Source organism: Rhodococcus sp. 05-2254-5, from assembly GCF_002258575.1.
GTDB lineage: Bacteria > Actinomycetota > Actinomycetes > Mycobacteriales > Mycobacteriaceae > Rhodococcoides > Rhodococcoides fascians.
On sequence record NZ_NOZG01000029.1, the window covers coordinates 610984 to 626976 of the forward strand.

Here is a 15993-nt window from a genome sequence, read left to right on the forward strand (position 1 = left end):
CTGGCGATCAGGACAGGTAATGTCCGCAATAGTTGCAACCGTACTTCCATGACTATCACCGAGTCCCCCGTCCCGTTCACCGTCGACATCCCGCAGTCCGACCTCGACGACCTGGCACGACGCGTCCGCGATGCCCGTCTCCCCGAACCTCTGGGTGCCGACGACTGGACCACCGGTGTCCCCATCTCCGTCCTGAAGTCCATGGCTTCGACGTGGATCGACGACTTCGACTGGCGGGACGTGGAAGAGCAGCTCGAAGCATTCCCCCAATTCCTGGTGGAAATCGACGGGCAGCGCATCCACTATCTGCACGTGCGATCGTCGCGGGCCGATGCCACACCGATACTGCTGTGCCATGGGTGGCCCGGGTCGTATCTCGAGTTTCTGGAGCTCATTCCGCTCCTCACCGAGCCGGATGACGTGAACAGCCGTCCCTTCGACGTGATAGTTCCCTCCGTACCCGGATTCGCTTTCTCCATGCCGCTCTCCGACGACGGGTGGACCACCGACCGTGTAGCGAAAGCGTTCGTGGAGTTGATGAGTCACCTGGAGTACAACTCGTACGTCGTGCAAGGTGGCGACTACGGTGCCGGCGTTGCACCTGCGATGGGACGGCTCGATCCCGATCACTGCACCGCCATTCACGTCAACGGTTCGATCGGCGCACCCCAGCAGGCGCCTGACGAAGAAGAGCAAAAGCGTTGCACCGAAGTCGAACTGGACCGCTACCGCCGCGTAGCGGACTTCTTGCAGTCCGAGTTCGGGTACATATCCATCCAGTCGACGCGGCCGCAGTTGATCGGTGCCGCCATGACCGACAGTCCCATCGGTCAGCTCGCGTGGATGCTGGACAAGTTTCGTGCGTGGACATATCCGTTCGACGCGGAACCGGACAGACGCATCCTGGCGCACGTCACTCTGTACTGGCTCACTCGTTGCGCCGGTAGTGCTGCGTACACCGTGTACGCAGCAGATTCCGGTGCTTGGGGCGAGAAGGCGCAGAAGCCGTCACAACCGGTGGGTGCCATCATGTTTGCGCACGACATCGGCATTCGGCACCTCGCGGAACAGGAATTCCACATCGTGCACTGGACGGAAGTCCCCGATCACGGTGGGCATTTTGCCGCGATGGAGAACCCGGCTCAGTTGGCGGCGGATCTGCGGACTTTCCTCGGCGCGTTGAAATAGGAGCTAGGTCAGGGCACCCAGTGTCTGGCGGCGATGTCGTCGATCACCGGGTCTCCGTCGGGGGCTGCGTCCAGTGCTTCGAGGTCGTCGCGCAGTGCGTTCAGGCGGGGGTCGTCGCCCTCGGCCTGCTCGGCGGCCGTGCCTCCGTCGTCGGCGATCTGGGCGAGCAGTTTCGCCCGCACCCGATCTCGCAGTGAGTCGCTCATTCGTCGTCACCCTTCTTGAAGACGCGTCGGGCCGTGGGGATGAGCGCGATGAGCACGCCCAGCAGCACGATGATCGAGAAGATTTGCAGCAGCACAGCAGCCTCCTAGGGATGTCAGGTCGGGGCGAGGGCGGTGCCCCACGCAGTGTTGCGCACCACGGTGAACAAGACCAATAGGGCAACCCCGACGACGACGGTCGGGCGACCGAAGCGAGGCAGCGTCAGTGGCGTCTGCGTCCATCTTGCTCGAAGCCACGCGGCCCAGACACCGATCGCGACGACACCGAGCACCACCGCCACGACGTTGCTCGACGCGGCAGCCGCGATGTCTCCGCGAGTGAGGTCACCGAAAGCCCTGGTCGCACCGCATCCTGGGCACCACAGTCCGGTCAGGGCGTGGAACGGGCACGGCAGGTACGTCGAGGTTCGGGGATCGCGGACGTGCAGCAGCACAGCACCGCCGACTGCGGCCAGGCCGACGCCGAGAGGAGCGGCGATGCAGCGCGTCCGGGTTGTCATGACTAGCAGTCCATCACGGTTCGACGATGATCGTCGCGGTCATGTCGGGGTGCGGGGTGCAGTGGTAGGTGTAGGTGCCCGCGGTGTCGAAGGTGTGGGTGAACTGCCCCGACTGCATCAGTTCGCTGCGGAACGACTTGTCGTCGGCGACGACGTTGTGTGCCATCGCGCGGTCGGCGAACACCCAGGTCACGGTCTCGCCCGCGGTGATCGTCAGAGACTGCGGCGTGAACATCCGGTCGGCGACGGTCACCTGGTTCTCGGCAGCGGGCTCGGCGGGTGCGGCCGGGGTGGTCGAGGTGGAGCAGGCAGTCGCGGCCAATGTGATCGACAGTGCCGCGAGCAATCCGAGTGCCTTCATGACGTCGACGGTACCGAAGCGGCGAGTTCTCGCCGGTCCAGGAGGTACGTCGCCGTCAGCGCGATCGAGCGGTCCTCATCCTGAGTCAGCTCGCGCAGAGCCTGCGCCGCCGCCGGACCCGGAATGCTGGCCAGCGCCTGGGTCACCCGTAGTCGTGCCGCGACCTCTTTCGGCCCGCCCATGAGGTCCGCGACCGTAGAGTCTTCGTAGCCGAGCTCACCGAGCACGTCTGCCGCGTCCACATCGTTCGTACCCTCGTGGACCATCTCGATCAGCACCGCAATCGCGTCGACGATTCCTCGGGCACCCAGTTCCAGCGCCGCGACGCGTCTGATCTGCCCGTCCTCGTGGCCCAGCGCCTCCCGCAGCACCTCGGTGGCGTCGGGATGCCGAATCTCGACGACGGTATCGACGGCGCGGCGACGCACCTCGGGATCCGGTGAGTCGAGGCCCTCCCGCAGCGCCGAGACGGCGTCGCTCCCGGTCTGCGCGAGTGCCCATCGCAGCGCGCCGGCGACGTTGGTGGCGGGCTCGCGCAGCACCGCCTCGGCCAGAGCCTCGGCCGGGATGGGGCGATCCCCGACGGAGGACAACGCTGCCGACTGTCGCTTCCCCGCGCTCACCGAGTCCAGGTCTCCGAGCATGCCAATGACACCGAGGACGTCCTCCCAGTCCTCCGGTCGGGCGCTTCCGATGCGGCGCAAACGTGTCAGTAGCTCGCTATCTCGCGCGATGCGCTCTTCGGCTCGGGTAGCCAGCTCGTCGACGAGTCCCGTCGCCGCGAAACTCGGATCGTCCAGCGCGCGTCCGACGTCGTGCAGGGACAACCCGAGCGACCGGAGCGATTCGACGTGGAACAAGCGACGAACGTCGGCCGGGGAGTATTCGCGGTAGCCGGTGCCAGTCCGCGAGGTCGGCTGCACGAGCCCGAGCCGGTCGTAGTGCCGAAGCATGCGCGCGCTGACCCCGGACCGCCGCGCCACCTCACCGATCAACATCTGCCTATTTCACCCCGTCGGGTCGGCTGCGCCAAGTGCATCGACGCGCCGGGCCTCGAACAGTGCCCATCCGCTGTCGGGGTCTCGGAGCAGCGACTCCGTCGCCAGTGCGTGCGCGCGAACAGCAACATCCTTGCTCGACGCGGCTGCGCGCACCATCGGCTCGATCACCGACCCGAGTTCCACCAGTGCGCGGCTGAGGCTGCGCTGCAACTCCCGCCCGCCTCGTCCCAGCTGAGTGGACAGCGTCGTCGCCAACCACTGCTCGCTGCCGCCGGGGACCAGGACGACCGCCGCCCGCCACGCGCTCCGGGCCACCTCGTCGTCGGAGTCGGAGATGAGCGGCTCGGTGATCACCGGCCAGGCCGACCGGTCCTTGACCTTGGACAACGTGTGCAACGCCTGGCTACGAGCCTGTGCGCCGCCGGTGCGCACTTCGTGCATCAGCCTGGGCACCGTCGATGCAGCGGGGAGACGAATCAGCGCCCACGTCAACATCTCTCGAACCTGAAAATCCGGTTCGACGGCGCAACGCTCGAGCAGCGCGTCGAGGAGTTCTGGGTTCTTCGATATTCCGATGTCGAGCGCAGCCCGAAGCCGCACGGAAGAGTTCTGGCGCCGAAGTGAGTCGATCATGGCCGTCAGCCAAGACCTTGTCACCGTGTGAAGGTCAAGCCCAGCTCAGGACGTCCGCGTAAGTCCGAACATTCAGCCGGGCCACCGCTCACCCGCCCTGGCAGATTCCGGATTCGTATGCGAGTACGACGGCCTGCACTCGATCCCTCAAGGACAGTGCTTTCAAAATCCGACTGACATGAACTTTGACGGTCCCCTCGGAGATACCCAGATCGACTCCGATCTCCTTGTTGGACCTACCGTTGGCCAGCGAACGCAGAACGGACAGTTCGCGATCGGACAGTGCACTCACCACGGTGTCGTGGCGCGTCTGCCGTTCCGCCGGAGGCAGCGAGCGGGTGAACTGTTCCACAAGATGCTTTGTCGCGCGCGGAGCCAAGACTACGTTCCCGTCGGCCACGGCCCTGATAGCTGTCAGCAAGTCGACCGGTGCAGCATCTTTGAGCAGAAAGCCTTTGGCTCCGGCACGCAGGCCTGCATGGATGTAGGAATCGAGATCGAATGTCGTCAGAATGAGAACCGATGCAGTCGGGCAACGAGATTCGATGGCTGCAGTCGCAGTAATCCCGTCCACGTTGGGCATCCGAACGTCCATCAGTACGACATCGGGCCGAAGAGCGACCGCCATGGACACCGCATCGGCTCCGTCGCCTGCTTCCCCGATGACTTCGATATCGCCTTCGGCTTCGAGGATGAGGCGATAGCCCAGCCTCAACAAGCTCTGGTCGTCGGCCAACAAGACGGTGATCATCGAGCGCCGACAGCGTCACCGACATACAAGGTTGCCGCGACTGCCCATCCGCCAGTCGGATGAGGACCCGCGGTGAGTGTTCCGCCGTGGACGAGGGCCCGTTCGCGCATGCCGATCAAACCGATCCCGGATCCGTCGGTGGCCTTCGCACGAACGCCCGCGCCGTTGTCGCGTACCGACACGTCCACACCCTCCGGTCCGTATCGAACATCGACCTCCGCACACGTTCCAGATCCACCATGCTTGAGAGTGTTGGTCAGGGCCTCCTGAACTATTCGAAACACTGCAAGATGCATCGGCCGGGTCGCCTCGGATCCGGCACCGGACACCGTCAGCTTGGTGGGAACCCCGGCATTGCAGACCCGCTCGATCAACGACTCCAGATCGGCCCGGACGGGTGTCGGATTGCAACCATCGAGTGCTGAATCACGCTGCCGATGAAGTACTCCGAGTAGTCGACGGGTATCGGCGAGCGCCGAACGGCCCGTCTCGGACACCACGCGCATCACCTCGATACCCCTTTCCGGCGACGACGCCGTAGCCGCCGCAGCGCCATCGCTGAGAGCGACCATGACGGTGAGGTGATGGGCGACGATGTCGTGCATCTCGCGACTGATGCGGTCGCGCTCGGCAGCAGCAGCCAACGCGCCTTGCTGATCACGTTCGATCTCGAGATGTACCGCCCGAGAGATCAATTCGGCCAGATACGCTCGGCGGGTCCATGAGTGAATTCCTAGACCTGTCGCCAACCCGACGAGGCCGGACAGCAACAGTGCGTCGACCGTCCGCGACTCGCTCGAAGACGTCAGCGCCGCCGACAAGGCGGCAACCTCCACCAGTGCCGTAGCAGCACTTGCTGTTCGGCGTGGTTGCGTCGCGACAACGGTATAGAGGGCAACCAGAACACCCAAGCCGCCGATCACATGATCGTTCCACTGGACTGCAGCCGAAGCGGCGACGAACACCCATGCGAACACGGGAACGGGATACACCCGCCTGAGCAGTAATGGTGCATGTACGGCAACCAACGCGATCATCGCCGGTGCAACGTTGTGTCGGTCGTCGTAGAAGACGTAGGGAGAGGCGACAGCGAAGGCCACCATCGTCGCGGTGCCATCGAAGATCCACCGACGCCAGGGACGACCGACCGATCGCTCGCCACGTACCAGCCACGTCACTGTGGAAAACACTTGCTCGGCATGGCAACTCCGACCGTGAGATTTTTGTCCGAAACCGTCGAAATCTTCGACTTGGCCGAACCCTATGCCCCAGGAGTCGATATGGGTATCGCCAGATCGGCTCGAAGTTTCGCGCCCTACTACGCCTTCTAACGGCGCGTTGTACGCCTTACGACCGACCATCTCGAGGTCGGCATCGTCCGAAAGGATGATCTTTGCCTCGGGCGAATACCACTTCGTTCCATTTCTCATGGTCAGCTGCATTTGAGATATCAAGCGAGAAAACGTGATTCAACGTGATCATGGTTGACTGCTGCCGGACATCGCAGTGAACAACTCTCGAAAGGACCGATCGATGATCAGAACCACTCTTGTTAAAACGATGATCTGTTCCGTATTGACCGTGGGGCTTGCAGCTACCGCGACCTCCTGCAGTAACGGAGAACGACCGAATTCGCCTGTGGACACTTCACCCACGTCGGCTGTGAACCCCGCTGATCGACCAGTGGATGCCGCGCTGTCCGCGCGCCTGGATGCGGTAATCGATTCAGCGGTAAAAAAGGCCGGTCTGCCGGGCGCTCTTGTGGGAATCTGGGGCCCGGGCGGTAGCTATGTCGGAGCGCGTGGCGTTGCCGACACTGCCACCAAAGCTCCGATGGAGCCCGGCTTCTACAGCAGAATCGGCAGCGTAACGAAGACCTTCACTGTCACAGCCCTGCTGCAGCTGGTGGACCAGGGGAAGATCGGTCTGGACGATCCGATCGCGAAATATGTCGGTGGAGTCACCGAGGGAGGTCGAATTACACTGCGGCAGTTGGCCGGTATGCGCAGTGGGCTGGACCCATACACATCCAACGAGCAGTTCGTGACCGATGTCCTGAGCAACCCGGAGCAGTCGTTGACTCCGGAGCAACTACTCGCCTACACGGCCGGCCATCCCCTCCATGTCGAACCTGGGACCGACGTGGAGTACTCCAACACGAACTTGATTCTTCTGGGCATGGTGATCGAAAAGGTCACCGGACGACCGCTCGCCGATGTCATCGGTACCGGAATTCTGACTCCGCTGAAACTGACGCACACGGTGTTCCCTACCGCTAACGAGTTTCCCGAGCCGCACGCACGGGGCTACACGGAGCAAACACTGGACGGAGCCACTGCCGACGCCACCGACTGGAATCCCTCATGGGGTTGGGCGGCAGGTGCGATGATCTCGACCCTGGACGACCTGCGCGTGTGGGTACCCGCCCTCGCCAAGGGCGACTTGCTCGCACCAGGCACTCAGCACCAGCGTCTGGAGACCCACAGCCTCGACCCGCAGGATCCTATGAGCGGATACGGTCTGGGGCTGTTCAACGTTCACGGCTGGATCGGCCACAACGGCAGCTTGCCAGGGTACAAAACCGTCGCCGTCTACCTACCCGAAAAGGACACTACCCTCGTGGTTTTCGTCAACACCGATATCGACGGACCGAGTGACCTCGTGAGCGCTTTGATGACTCCGATCACGGAAATTCTCAGCCCCGAAAATGTCTACAGCTGATCGAGACCCTCACGCAGAGAACCGTCGACGATGCGGTCGAGCCATTTCCCTGACACCGCGCCGAGGTCAGCCCCGACTGAGGACATCGGCCAGGGTCCGATTCATAGTGTTCAGGGCTCGCACCGCGATCCGCACCGGTCCGGGTGAGTTGGTGCTGGTGAGCAACACATCCAATACCGTTGTGTCGGTCACCTTCTCGGGCTGATCGACGCGCTTTCCCGCGATCGCCGCCTGCACTTGCCGGGCGGTGTCACGCACCAGGGTTGCGGCCTCACGCAAAGCCTGGGCCGTCTCGGGCGAGGGCATCGATGCGGGATCGGCGCGCGAGGCGATTACACCCGCTCGCGCCAGGCCGTGTGCGGATCGGCCGCTGACGGTCAGCACCCGCAGTAATCGCTTCGCCCCTCGCCGGCTGCGGGTCGTCGGCCCGAGCACGAGCGGCTTCCCCGCCGTCACGACCTCCTTCAGCGCGTTGTCGAGCGTGCGCGTCGACGCCACGAGGTCGGTGGCGTTTCCTGGGGTGATCACCGATTCGACGCTGGCGTCGATCAGGGCGTCCAGTTGGTCGAGATACGTATCGACTTTGTCCACCAATGTCTTTCGTGTTCCGGTCGAGAAGATGAAGTAGGCGGACGCAATACCGACGGCTCCGCCGACTGCAGTCTCGATGATCCGTAGTTCGAGAACCTCGATGCTGAACGTGCCGAGCAGCCCGTAGAGCATCGCGAGCAGAATGGTCACGAAGAACGACAGCAACGCATACGCGACGGTCACCAGGTAGAACGCGAAGAAGACACAGACGACGATGAGCACCAACTGAACGGATTGGTGATTGCCGACGAGTGCCGCGATCACCACTCCCGCAAGCACTCCCGCCATCGTGCCGAGGATGCGTTGGCCGGCTCTGGTCAGAATCTCGCCGCGCGTCGACGCCCCCGTGAACACCAGGAACGCCGTCAACACGGCCCAGTACCAACGATCCGGTGAGACCAGCTCCCCCAATACCGTTGCCGCGCTGGTCGCGACAGCAACCTGGATTGCCGCCTTGGTGCTGGGGTTCAGGCCGGCAGGCTTGTCCTTGTCCGCCGGCTCGACAGCAGCCTGTCGAGGACTCGACGTGACAGCCACCGCATTGGTGGTGATGTGATGAATGGCGATGTGTGCCTGCACCGCTCGTTGCGCGGATACCGTCGCGATACCGGCGGGGGTCGACGGGTCGGCGCGCTCGGCCGCCGTGGCGGCCAACCGTCGGGCGGCCTTGAGTTGCTCGGCGGACGGGGCGTTCTGCAGGCACGATCCCAGCGCGGTGGTCGCTTGCCCCAGCGCGGTCGGCCACGGCTTGGCGGGATCGAGAGCCCACAGTGAGCTGACGAGTTGTTCGGTGGCGATCTGGGCGTCGAACACACGAAGCGACAGGTCGGTACTCGTCACGCTGAGCAGTTGTCCCGCGTCGTGACGGTCGAGCCAGTCGTCGATCATCAGGGCGGTGTTTCCGAGCCGATCGAGCCTGCGCCGCAACAGTTCCAGATCACGGTCCTCACGCGCCGATGCCGCCGCGAGCACCGATTCCGATACCGCTCGCATGGCGTACAGCAGCCGCCGCACCTCCACGATCGGTCGGTCCGGAAAGACCACCGCCCGTACGAACAGAGCGATGAGCACTCCGCCGACGATCGCCGCGATCAGCATCGGCACTTGCCCCGGGGTCGCCTGAAGGAACAACGCGAAGAAGTACGAGATGAACGCGACCATGCCGAGCGCGGTGCCACGGGGTCCGAATCTGCGCACCCATACGGCCGCGAACAACACCGCGATGAATCCGACGTCGGCCACCGCGCCGAGCCGCGAGAGCAGCGCCGCGACCGTCACTGCCGCCGAGGCGGGCAGCACCATCAGGGCGGTGGTGACGAGCCTGCTGTGCTGGTCTTTGTCCTTGACCGACGCCGACGCCTGCATCGCCACCACGGTGCCGAGCATCGCCACGGTCACCGGCTGGCCGATGGCGCGAGTAGCGAGCAGCAGGACCACCATCGCGAGCAACACCGTCAGCGTCGTCGCCGAGGCACCGCGCAGCCGTAACTGCCCGGGATCCGACGCGTCGAGGATGCGGGCGAGGCGGTTCATTCCCCGATTCTGCGCTACGGCTCAGCCCCGTGCGGCCCGGATAGCGGGGGCCGACGAATGCGGTAGCAGCCTGTTCATGTCCGCCGGCGTGATCACGTCGACCGTCGCCGACTCGTCCAGCCGATAGGGCTGGGTGGAGATGATGCCGGCGAGGTGCTTGCGCAGGCGCGACATCTCGGCCCGCACGGTGATCGCGCGGCCGTCGTCGCCGAAGAGGTCGGCAGCCATCTGCGACGCGGTGCGTCCCTGCCGGTGGATGGCCAGCAGGTACAGAATCTCGGCGTGCCGGGGCGTCGGCTCGTGGGTCCACTCCCCCACCTCGCTGCGCACCTCGATACGAGGCTTCTGCGAATCGCGCAGGTCGATGCGAATCGTCGTCGTGTTACCGGACTCCGCGACGAACGAGTCCGCCGACTCGCCAGGAGTGGAGCCGGCGGAACGACCATGAGAAGTGGGTCGCACCAGCCATCCACCGGGCAGGGGTTCGAAGTCGCACACCCCGAGGCTCGGCAGCCAGAAGCGTCCCGTCGCGAGGTCCTCGGGCAGCAGGATGCGATTGCGCAGTGCCACCGATTCGACGGCCGCGACCCACCCGTTCGCGTCGACGGCCAGCGCCGGGGACTGCAGGCGCGCCAGCATCGGTGCGGCCACCGAACGCAGTCGATCCAGGGTGGTTCGGTGAATCTCGCGCAACTGCGATTCCGCCAACCTCGCCACGGCGTCGACCAGGGCGATGGTGGTGGGGTGCACCGTCTTGGCCGGCCCGCTGACGTCGATGGCTCCGAGCACCTGGCCGGTACGCGGATCGCGAATGGGGGCTCCGGCACAGGTCCACGAATGATGGCTGCGCACATAGTGTTCGGCCGAGAAGATCTGCACAGCGCGGCGTGAGACCAATGCTGTCCCGATGGCATTGGTGCCCACCGAATCCTCGGCCCAGTTGGCCCCTTCGACGAACCCGAGACCGTCGGCGCGGTCGAGCACCGACGTCGATCCGCTGCGCCACAGCACTCGACCGTTCCGATCGGCGACGACGAGAATGTTGTCGCCGTCCTGCACCACCGATTCCAGGCCACGGGCGAGGTCGTCCAGAATGTCGAACAACCCCGATTCCCGTCGACTGAACTCGAGATCGGACGCGTCCATCTGTCTCTCGGCAGGATTGCCCAGTTCCGGGTCGATACCGAGGGTCTGCAACCGCCGCCAGGAGTCACCGATGACCTCGCGGGGACGCGCGGGAGACTTCCCGCCGGTCATGGTCGCGTCGTACACGGCAGTGAGAATCTGCGCGTAGCGGCGCGGGTCTTCGCCGGCCGCCAGCGCAGGTTCAGGGCCTGTCGACTGCGTCATCGCTGTCAATTGTGCTCCAGCTCACAAAGCGGATTCATGCGGGGTCACCGGTAGACCAAACCACCATCGATCAACGGTGCCTGTCCGGTCATGTAATCCGAGTCGGGTCCGGCGAGATACGAGACGAACGCGGCGACGTCCTCGGGAGTCTGCGCCCGACCGAGAGCGATACCGCCGACGAACTTGTCGTAGGTCTCCCCCTCGGCGGCACCGGTCAGCTCGGCGAAGCGCTTGTCGATGGTCACCCACATGTCGGTGCCGACAACGCCGGGGCAGTACGCGTTGACGGTGATGCCGTCCGAGGCGTACTCCTTGGCCGCAGCCTGGGTCAATGCCCGGACTGCGAATTTCGTTGCGCTGTAGACCCCGAGCATCGCGAACCCGTCGTGGCCTGCGATCGAGGAAGCGTTGATGATCTTGCCCTTCTGGCCGAGCGCCTTGAATGTGGCTGCCGCAGCTTGAATCCCCCACAGCACCCCGTCGACGTTGACGGCCCAGATCTTCTTCGTGTCTTCCGGGCGGACGTCGTCGAGCGGCGCGACCTGTGCGATACCGGCATTGTTGACGATGACGTCGAATCCGCCGAGCGCTTGCTGGGTATGTTCGACGGCCGCGAACACTTGATCGCGATCACTGACGTCGGCGACGAATGTCGTTGCCTTCGAGCCTGTTCGACGCACCTCGTCGGCCACGCCGGTGATCTTGTCCTCGGCCAGGTCGACCAACGCGATGTCGTGCCCGTCGTTGGCCAACCGCAACGCGATCGCCCGTCCGATTCCCTGACCGGCTCCCGTCACTAACACGGCGCTCATGCGGGTGCACCCGTCGAGGGGTCGACCAAAACTTTCATCTTCGTGCCTGCATGCAGCGCCTCGAATCCGTCGTCGATGACGCCGTCGAGCGTGATCTTGTCCACCCAGCCCGTCGTGTCGTAGTGGCCCTGGCTCATCAGATCGATGACGGCCTCGTAATCGGCGGAGGTGTAGCAGAGCGATCCCTGGATGCGGGATTCGTTCATGACGAGCTTCTGCAGCGGTGTGGTGAGCGGCTTTTCGTAGATAGCGACGCTGACGAGCGGTTTGCGAGCACCGATGCAGCCCAGCGCGGTCTCGACGGCCGGTTGCACACCGGCCGCGTCGTAGATGGCGTCGGCCCCGTTGCCGTCGGTCAGATCGGCAATGAACGCGGGGACATCGACTGCCGTCGGGTCGAGGGTCTTGGCACCGAGCGCTTCGATCGAGGCGCGACGCGTCGGCGACGGTTCGACGACGTAGACGTTGTCGAGTCCCTTACCGCGCAACGCGAACCACAGGCCGATACCGATGGGGCCGGCACCGAACACCATCGCGGTGTCCTCGGGCTTCGGATCCCCCAGTGTCGCAGCGTGATAGGCAACCGACATCGGTTCGACGAGGGCACCGAGTTCGAGGGAGACGTTGTCGGGTAGGGCGTGAATCATGTCCGTTGGGACCACGGTGTATTCGGCCATTCCGCCGTCGGACATCAGTCCGTGGAAACCGATCTGCGCGCAGATGTTGTAGTTACCTGCCCGGCAGGGTCCGCAGTGTCCACAGCGGTAGAGCGGTTCGATGGCCACGCGATCGCCGACCGAGATGCCGGTGACACCCGTACCGAGCTCGGTGACCGTGCCCGAGAACTCGTGTCCGAGCACCAGGGGCATCTCCTGGCCGGTCAGTGGATGCGGCGAAGTGGGGATGAAGATGGGGCCGGCGTAGTACTCGTGTAGGTCGGTTCCGCAGATTCCGTTGAACCCGACCTTGACCTTGACCTGCCCCGCACCGGGATTCGGCTCGGGTACGTCGGTGATCTCCACCTTGTTCGGGCCGTAATACACAGCTGCACGCATCGGTTCTCACTCCTGACTGAATTGGATGCACACAGGTTTATGTGACGACGACCACTTCCGACAGGGTTGCAGTGCGTTGCATCGAATCGGCCGCACTGCAACCTCCCGCAACCCTGACGGTGGGCTGTGATTCAGCTCATAGTGACGGCGACCCTGTCGACCCACCGAGAAGAGACCCCCATGACCGCAACCGCAGACCGACCCCTCGACGAGCCGAAAACGGCATCAGCACAGGGCAACTGGCTCATATTCGGACTGGCCAACCTCGCCGTGGTCACGGCGGTATCGCTGGCTACCTGGTATCTGATGGCCGATCCCACCACCAGTCCCTGGAACTTCTATCCGCTGCCGTTCAACGCCGCGCTGTTCTGGGCCATTCTCTTCATCGTGTTCATCGGATTCGATTGTGAATTCGCCGGATTCGACTCTCTGAAGCAACCGATGCGCGGGCTCGCGATCCTGACTTCGACGGCGGTGTTCGCCGTTGCCGTCACCTGGATCCTCGGCAGCGGCCTCGGGGCGTTGTACCCGGACTTCGCCGGTTCTCGCGAGGGCGGGCTCGGCTACTTCGCCGGAGCGCTGTTCGTGCTGTTCGGATTCGGCACTTGGGTCATGGTGGTCCTCAACTGGCAGCACTGGCCGTGGACCGTGCTGCGCATGAAGCAACCGCTGATCGGGCTGTGCGAGATCGCATTCGTCGCCGTCCCGACCCTCGCGTTGTACTTCGTGTTCGGACTGCCGTCGGTCTCGCTCTCGGCCACCGATCCCCTGATGTCCGTGGACACCGCACTCGGCTGGTTCTACTCGATCGTCGTCTCGGTGATCCTGACCGGCCAAACCCTGGACAACTGGCCCTGGAAATTGGCCGGCGGCGGCGGACGGACCGCACTGGCGGCCACCGTCGGCAACGCTGCGCTCGGCACGGCGATCTACTTCCTGATGGTTCCGCTCGCGAAGCTACTCGTCGGCTCGGAAGCGACCGCAGAACTCGGTACTGTGATCAACCAGTTCCCGGCACAGATCGGAGTCTGCTGGGCATTCTGGATGATCTTTTGGGCGAACGGCTTCGGTAATCGCTTCCCGGCGGCGGGACGCGCAGTACTGACTTTCGCGCTGGCCATCGGCACGTTCCTGGCCTACTACTACGTACTTGCCGAGCACGTGCTCCACGAACCCGTCGTCGCTGCCGGGATCTCCGGTAACGCACTGGGCTTCGTCGACTGGCTGGTGCTGTGGACATTGATCTACGTCGTCGGATTCCAGTCGTTGGGGTTGAAGAAGCTGTCACCGGCATGAGCCGCTGCAACGCATTGCAACTCTCGACCCGGCTATCCGAAGAGAGTGTGCTGGGTCACATACACGGCACCTCTTCATCGCAAGGAGTTTTCATGACCCAGACCATCGAGCCCGACTCGATCACCCGCACGCACACCCCGCAGGAACGGGTCGACGCCTGGTTGTCGCAGTTCGAGGACGCCCTGGTCGCCCGGGACATTCCTCGTGTTGCCGGCATGTTCGCCGTCAGCAGCTTCTGGCGCGATCTCGTCACGTTCACCTGGAACCTCAAGACGGTCGAGGGCCGGGACGGCGTCGCCGACATGCTGGGCGAGAGGCTCGCCGATACCGACCCGACGGGATTTCACACCACCGAGACCCCCGACGAAGCAGACGGCGTCGTCTCGGCGTGGATCGCATTCGAGACGGCGACGAGCCGCGGCAAGGGACATCTGCGTTTGACGACGGACGCCGAGACCGGTGACGACGTGGCGTGGACGCTGCTGACGACGATGCAAGAACTCAAGGGATACGAGGAGCGGCAGGGCAAGTCCCGCATCAAGGGTGCCGTGCACGGCTCGAATGCCGACACCCAGAACTGGGCCGAGAAGAAGGAGATGGAAGAGACGGAGCTCGGCTACAGCGTGCAGCCGTACGTCCTCGTCGTCGGCGGCGGGCAGGGCGGCATCGCTCTCGGTGCTCGGTTCCGTCAACTCGGCGTCCCGGCGATCGTCGTCGACCGTGCCGAGCGCCCCGGAGATCAGTGGCGTGGCCGATACAAGTCACTGTGCCTGCACGACCCGGTCTGGTACGACCATCTGCCCTACCTGCCGTTCCCGCCGAACTGGCCGGTGTTCGCGCCGAAGGACAAGATCGGCGATTGGCTCGAGATGTACACCAAGGTCATGGAGGTTCCGTACTGGACCAAGACGACCGCGAAGTCCGCGACCTACGACGAGGCCGCGAAGGAGTGGACAGTCGTCGTCGACCGCGACGGCGAGGAAGTGATCCTGCGGCCCAAGCAGTTGGTGATGGCCACCGGGATGTCCGGCAAGAAGAACGTGCCCAACTTCCCCGGCATGGACGAATTCGAGGGCGAGCAGCACCATTCCAGCGAACACCCCGGTCCCGACGCCTATGTCGGCAAGCGCGTGGTGGTCGTCGGTTCCAACAACTCGGCGCACGACATCTGCAAGGCGCTGTACGAGACGGGCGTCGACGTCACGATGCTGCAGCGCTCGTCCACACACATCGTCAAGTCGGACTCGTTGTGCGAGATCGCTCTCGGCGATCTCTACTCGGAGCGCGCGGTGGAGTCCGGAATGACCACGGCCAAGGCCGATCTCACGTTCGCGTCGCTGCCGTACCGGATCATGCACGAGTTCCAGATCCCGGTGTATCAGCAGATCGCAGAGCAGGACAAGGATTTCTACGATCGCCTCGAGAAGGCAGGCTTCCAGCACGACTTCGGTGACGACGGTTCCGGCCTGTTCATGAAGTACCTGCGCCGCGGCTCGGGCTACTACATCGACGTCGGCGCATCCGAGCTCGTCGCGGACGGCAAGATCAAACTCGTTGCCGGGCAGGTGGAGCGGATCAGCAAGACCGGCGTCGTACTCGAGGACGGGACCGAACTACCGGCGGACCTCATCGTCTACGCCACCGGCTACGGCTCGATGAACGGCTGGGTCGCCGATCTCATCGACCAGGAGACCGCCGACAAGGTGGGCAAGTGCTGGGGTCTGGGCTCGGACACCACCAAGGATCCCGGTCCGTGGGAGGGCGAACAGCGAAACATGTGGAAGCCGACGCAGCAGGAGAACTTCTGGTTCCACGGCGGCAATCTGCATCAGTCACGCCACTATTCGCTGTACCTGGCGCTGCAGATCAAGGCGCGCTACGAGGGCATCGACACCCCGGTCTACGGGCTGCAGGAGGTGCATCACCTTCGGTGACGGTCGTGCGCGGAAACTCGTAGTGGGCTACGAGTTTCCGCGC

Annotated in this window: 15 protein-coding genes; 4 read left to right on the plus strand and 11 right to left on the minus strand. The window is 64.2% G+C overall.

Translation table 11 applies throughout. The features are described from left to right. The first annotated feature begins 48 nt into the window (after positions 1 to 48). Entirely contained in the window at positions 49 to 1188 is a 1140-nt protein-coding gene (locus CH278_RS22440) for an epoxide hydrolase family protein (RefSeq protein ID WP_032388279.1), read from the plus strand. An 8-nt stretch (positions 1189 to 1196) separates the two neighbouring features. Here the strand turns inward: CH278_RS22440 and CH278_RS22445 are convergent, their stop codons facing one another. The 7 genes from CH278_RS22445 to CH278_RS22475 form a co-directional block, all read right to left on the minus strand. Then, complete coding sequence (locus tag CH278_RS22445) at positions 1197 to 1394, minus strand: hypothetical protein (protein WP_027494394.1); 198 nt, start codon at positions 1392 to 1394, stop codon at positions 1197 to 1199. 113 nt (positions 1395 to 1507) lie between these two features. Then, a complete protein-coding gene (locus CH278_RS22450) occupies positions 1508 to 1912 on the minus strand; it encodes a DUF2752 domain-containing protein (RefSeq protein ID WP_094622839.1) in 405 nt (134 codons plus the stop codon). Between the two features lie 13 nt (positions 1913 to 1925). Beyond that, positions 1926 to 2273 (minus strand): cupredoxin domain-containing protein, encoded by a 348-nt coding sequence (locus CH278_RS22455; protein WP_032369371.1) that lies wholly within the window; start codon positions 2271 to 2273, stop codon positions 1926 to 1928. Then, positions 2270 to 3271 (minus strand): HEAT repeat domain-containing protein, encoded by a 1002-nt coding sequence (locus CH278_RS22460; protein ID WP_094622840.1) that lies wholly within the window; start codon positions 3269 to 3271, stop codon positions 2270 to 2272. Before CH278_RS22460 ends, CH278_RS22455 begins: the two co-directional genes overlap by 4 nt. 9 nt (positions 3272 to 3280) lie before the next feature. After that, entirely contained in the window at positions 3281 to 3907 is a 627-nt protein-coding gene (locus CH278_RS22465) for a HEAT repeat domain-containing protein (RefSeq protein ID WP_094622841.1), read from the minus strand. 88 nt (positions 3908 to 3995) lie between these two features. After that, positions 3996 to 4658, minus strand: coding sequence for a response regulator (locus CH278_RS22470; RefSeq protein WP_094622842.1), 663 nt, complete (start codon positions 4656 to 4658; stop codon positions 3996 to 3998). Further along, complete coding sequence (locus CH278_RS22475; protein WP_179274493.1) at positions 4655 to 5836, minus strand: sensor histidine kinase; 1182 nt, start codon at positions 5834 to 5836, stop codon at positions 4655 to 4657. The genes CH278_RS22470 and CH278_RS22475 overlap by 4 nt, the downstream gene beginning before the upstream one ends. A gap of 460 nt (positions 5837 to 6296) precedes the next feature. Here CH278_RS22475 and CH278_RS22480 point away from each other — a divergent pair, with 460 nt between their 5' ends. Next, positions 6297 to 7379, plus strand: a complete 1083-nt coding sequence (locus tag CH278_RS22480) for a serine hydrolase domain-containing protein (RefSeq protein ID WP_230072944.1) — start codon at positions 6297 to 6299, stop codon at positions 7377 to 7379. Positions 7380 to 7445: 66 nt separating this feature from the next. On the opposite strand, the gene CH278_RS22485 is transcribed toward CH278_RS22480, so the two are convergent. From CH278_RS22485 to CH278_RS22500, 4 genes are read right to left on the minus strand one after another with little or no spacing between them, the layout of a single operon-like run. Continuing rightward, positions 7446 to 9503, minus strand: a complete 2058-nt coding sequence (locus CH278_RS22485; RefSeq protein ID WP_094622845.1) for an FUSC family protein — start codon at positions 9501 to 9503, stop codon at positions 7446 to 7448. A 21-nt stretch (positions 9504 to 9524) separates the two neighbouring features. After that, a complete protein-coding gene (locus tag CH278_RS22490; RefSeq protein WP_027494399.1) occupies positions 9525 to 10853 on the minus strand; it encodes a GAF domain-containing protein in 1329 nt (442 codons plus the stop codon). A 44-nt stretch (positions 10854 to 10897) separates the two neighbouring features. Beyond that, positions 10898 to 11665, minus strand: coding sequence for an acetoin reductase (locus CH278_RS22495; RefSeq protein ID WP_032406583.1), 768 nt, complete (start codon positions 11663 to 11665; stop codon positions 10898 to 10900). Then, positions 11662 to 12720, minus strand: coding sequence for a 2,3-butanediol dehydrogenase (locus CH278_RS22500; RefSeq protein WP_032364498.1), 1059 nt, complete (start codon positions 12718 to 12720; stop codon positions 11662 to 11664). The genes CH278_RS22495 and CH278_RS22500 overlap by 4 nt, the downstream gene beginning before the upstream one ends. A 180-nt stretch (positions 12721 to 12900) precedes the next feature. Between CH278_RS22500 and CH278_RS22505 the strand changes: the two genes are divergently transcribed. Together CH278_RS22505 and CH278_RS22510 are read left to right on the plus strand one after the other, a co-directional pair. After that, positions 12901 to 14016 carry a hypothetical protein gene (locus CH278_RS22505; RefSeq protein ID WP_032388273.1) on the plus strand — a complete coding sequence of 372 codons (1116 nt, stop codon included), beginning with the start codon at positions 12901 to 12903 and terminating at the stop codon, positions 14014 to 14016. A 92-nt stretch (positions 14017 to 14108) separates the two neighbouring features. After that, positions 14109 to 15950, plus strand: coding sequence for a flavin-containing monooxygenase (locus tag CH278_RS22510; protein ID WP_094622846.1), 1842 nt, complete (start codon positions 14109 to 14111; stop codon positions 15948 to 15950). The last annotated feature ends 43 nt before the right edge of the window (positions 15951 to 15993 follow it).

What these genes read in the sequence shown, in the direction of transcription:
- CH278_RS22440 (WP_032388279.1), top strand. Translation starts at nt 49, where the DNA reads ATGACTATCACCGAGTCCCCCGTCCCGTTCACCGTCGACATCCCGCAG.
- CH278_RS22445 (WP_027494394.1), bottom strand. Translation starts at nt 1,394, where the DNA reads ATGAGCGACTCACTGCGAGATCGGGTGCGGGCGAAACTGCTCGCCCAG.
- CH278_RS22450 (WP_094622839.1), bottom strand. Translation starts at nt 1,912, where the DNA reads ATGACAACCCGGACGCGCTGCATCGCCGCTCCTCTCGGCGTCGGCCTG.
- CH278_RS22455 (WP_032369371.1), bottom strand. Translation starts at nt 2,273, where the DNA reads ATGAAGGCACTCGGATTGCTCGCGGCACTGTCGATCACATTGGCCGCG.
- CH278_RS22460 (WP_094622840.1), bottom strand. Translation starts at nt 3,271, where the DNA reads ATGTTGATCGGTGAGGTGGCGCGGCGGTCCGGGGTCAGCGCGCGCATG.
- CH278_RS22465 (WP_094622841.1), bottom strand. Translation starts at nt 3,907, where the DNA reads ATGATCGACTCACTTCGGCGCCAGAACTCTTCCGTGCGGCTTCGGGCT.
- CH278_RS22470 (WP_094622842.1), bottom strand. Translation starts at nt 4,658, where the DNA reads ATGATCACCGTCTTGTTGGCCGACGACCAGAGCTTGTTGAGGCTGGGC.
- CH278_RS22485 (WP_094622845.1), bottom strand. Translation starts at nt 9,503, where the DNA reads ATGAACCGCCTCGCCCGCATCCTCGACGCGTCGGATCCCGGGCAGTTA.
- CH278_RS22490 (WP_027494399.1), bottom strand. Translation starts at nt 10,853, where the DNA reads ATGACGCAGTCGACAGGCCCTGAACCTGCGCTGGCGGCCGGCGAAGAC.
- CH278_RS22495 (WP_032406583.1), bottom strand. Translation starts at nt 11,665, where the DNA reads ATGAGCGCCGTGTTAGTGACGGGAGCCGGTCAGGGAATCGGACGGGCG.
- CH278_RS22500 (WP_032364498.1), bottom strand. Translation starts at nt 12,720, where the DNA reads ATGCGTGCAGCTGTGTATTACGGCCCGAACAAGGTGGAGATCACCGAC.
- CH278_RS22505 (WP_032388273.1), top strand. Translation starts at nt 12,901, where the DNA reads ATGACCGCAACCGCAGACCGACCCCTCGACGAGCCGAAAACGGCATCA.
- CH278_RS22510 (WP_094622846.1), top strand. Translation starts at nt 14,109, where the DNA reads ATGACCCAGACCATCGAGCCCGACTCGATCACCCGCACGCACACCCCG.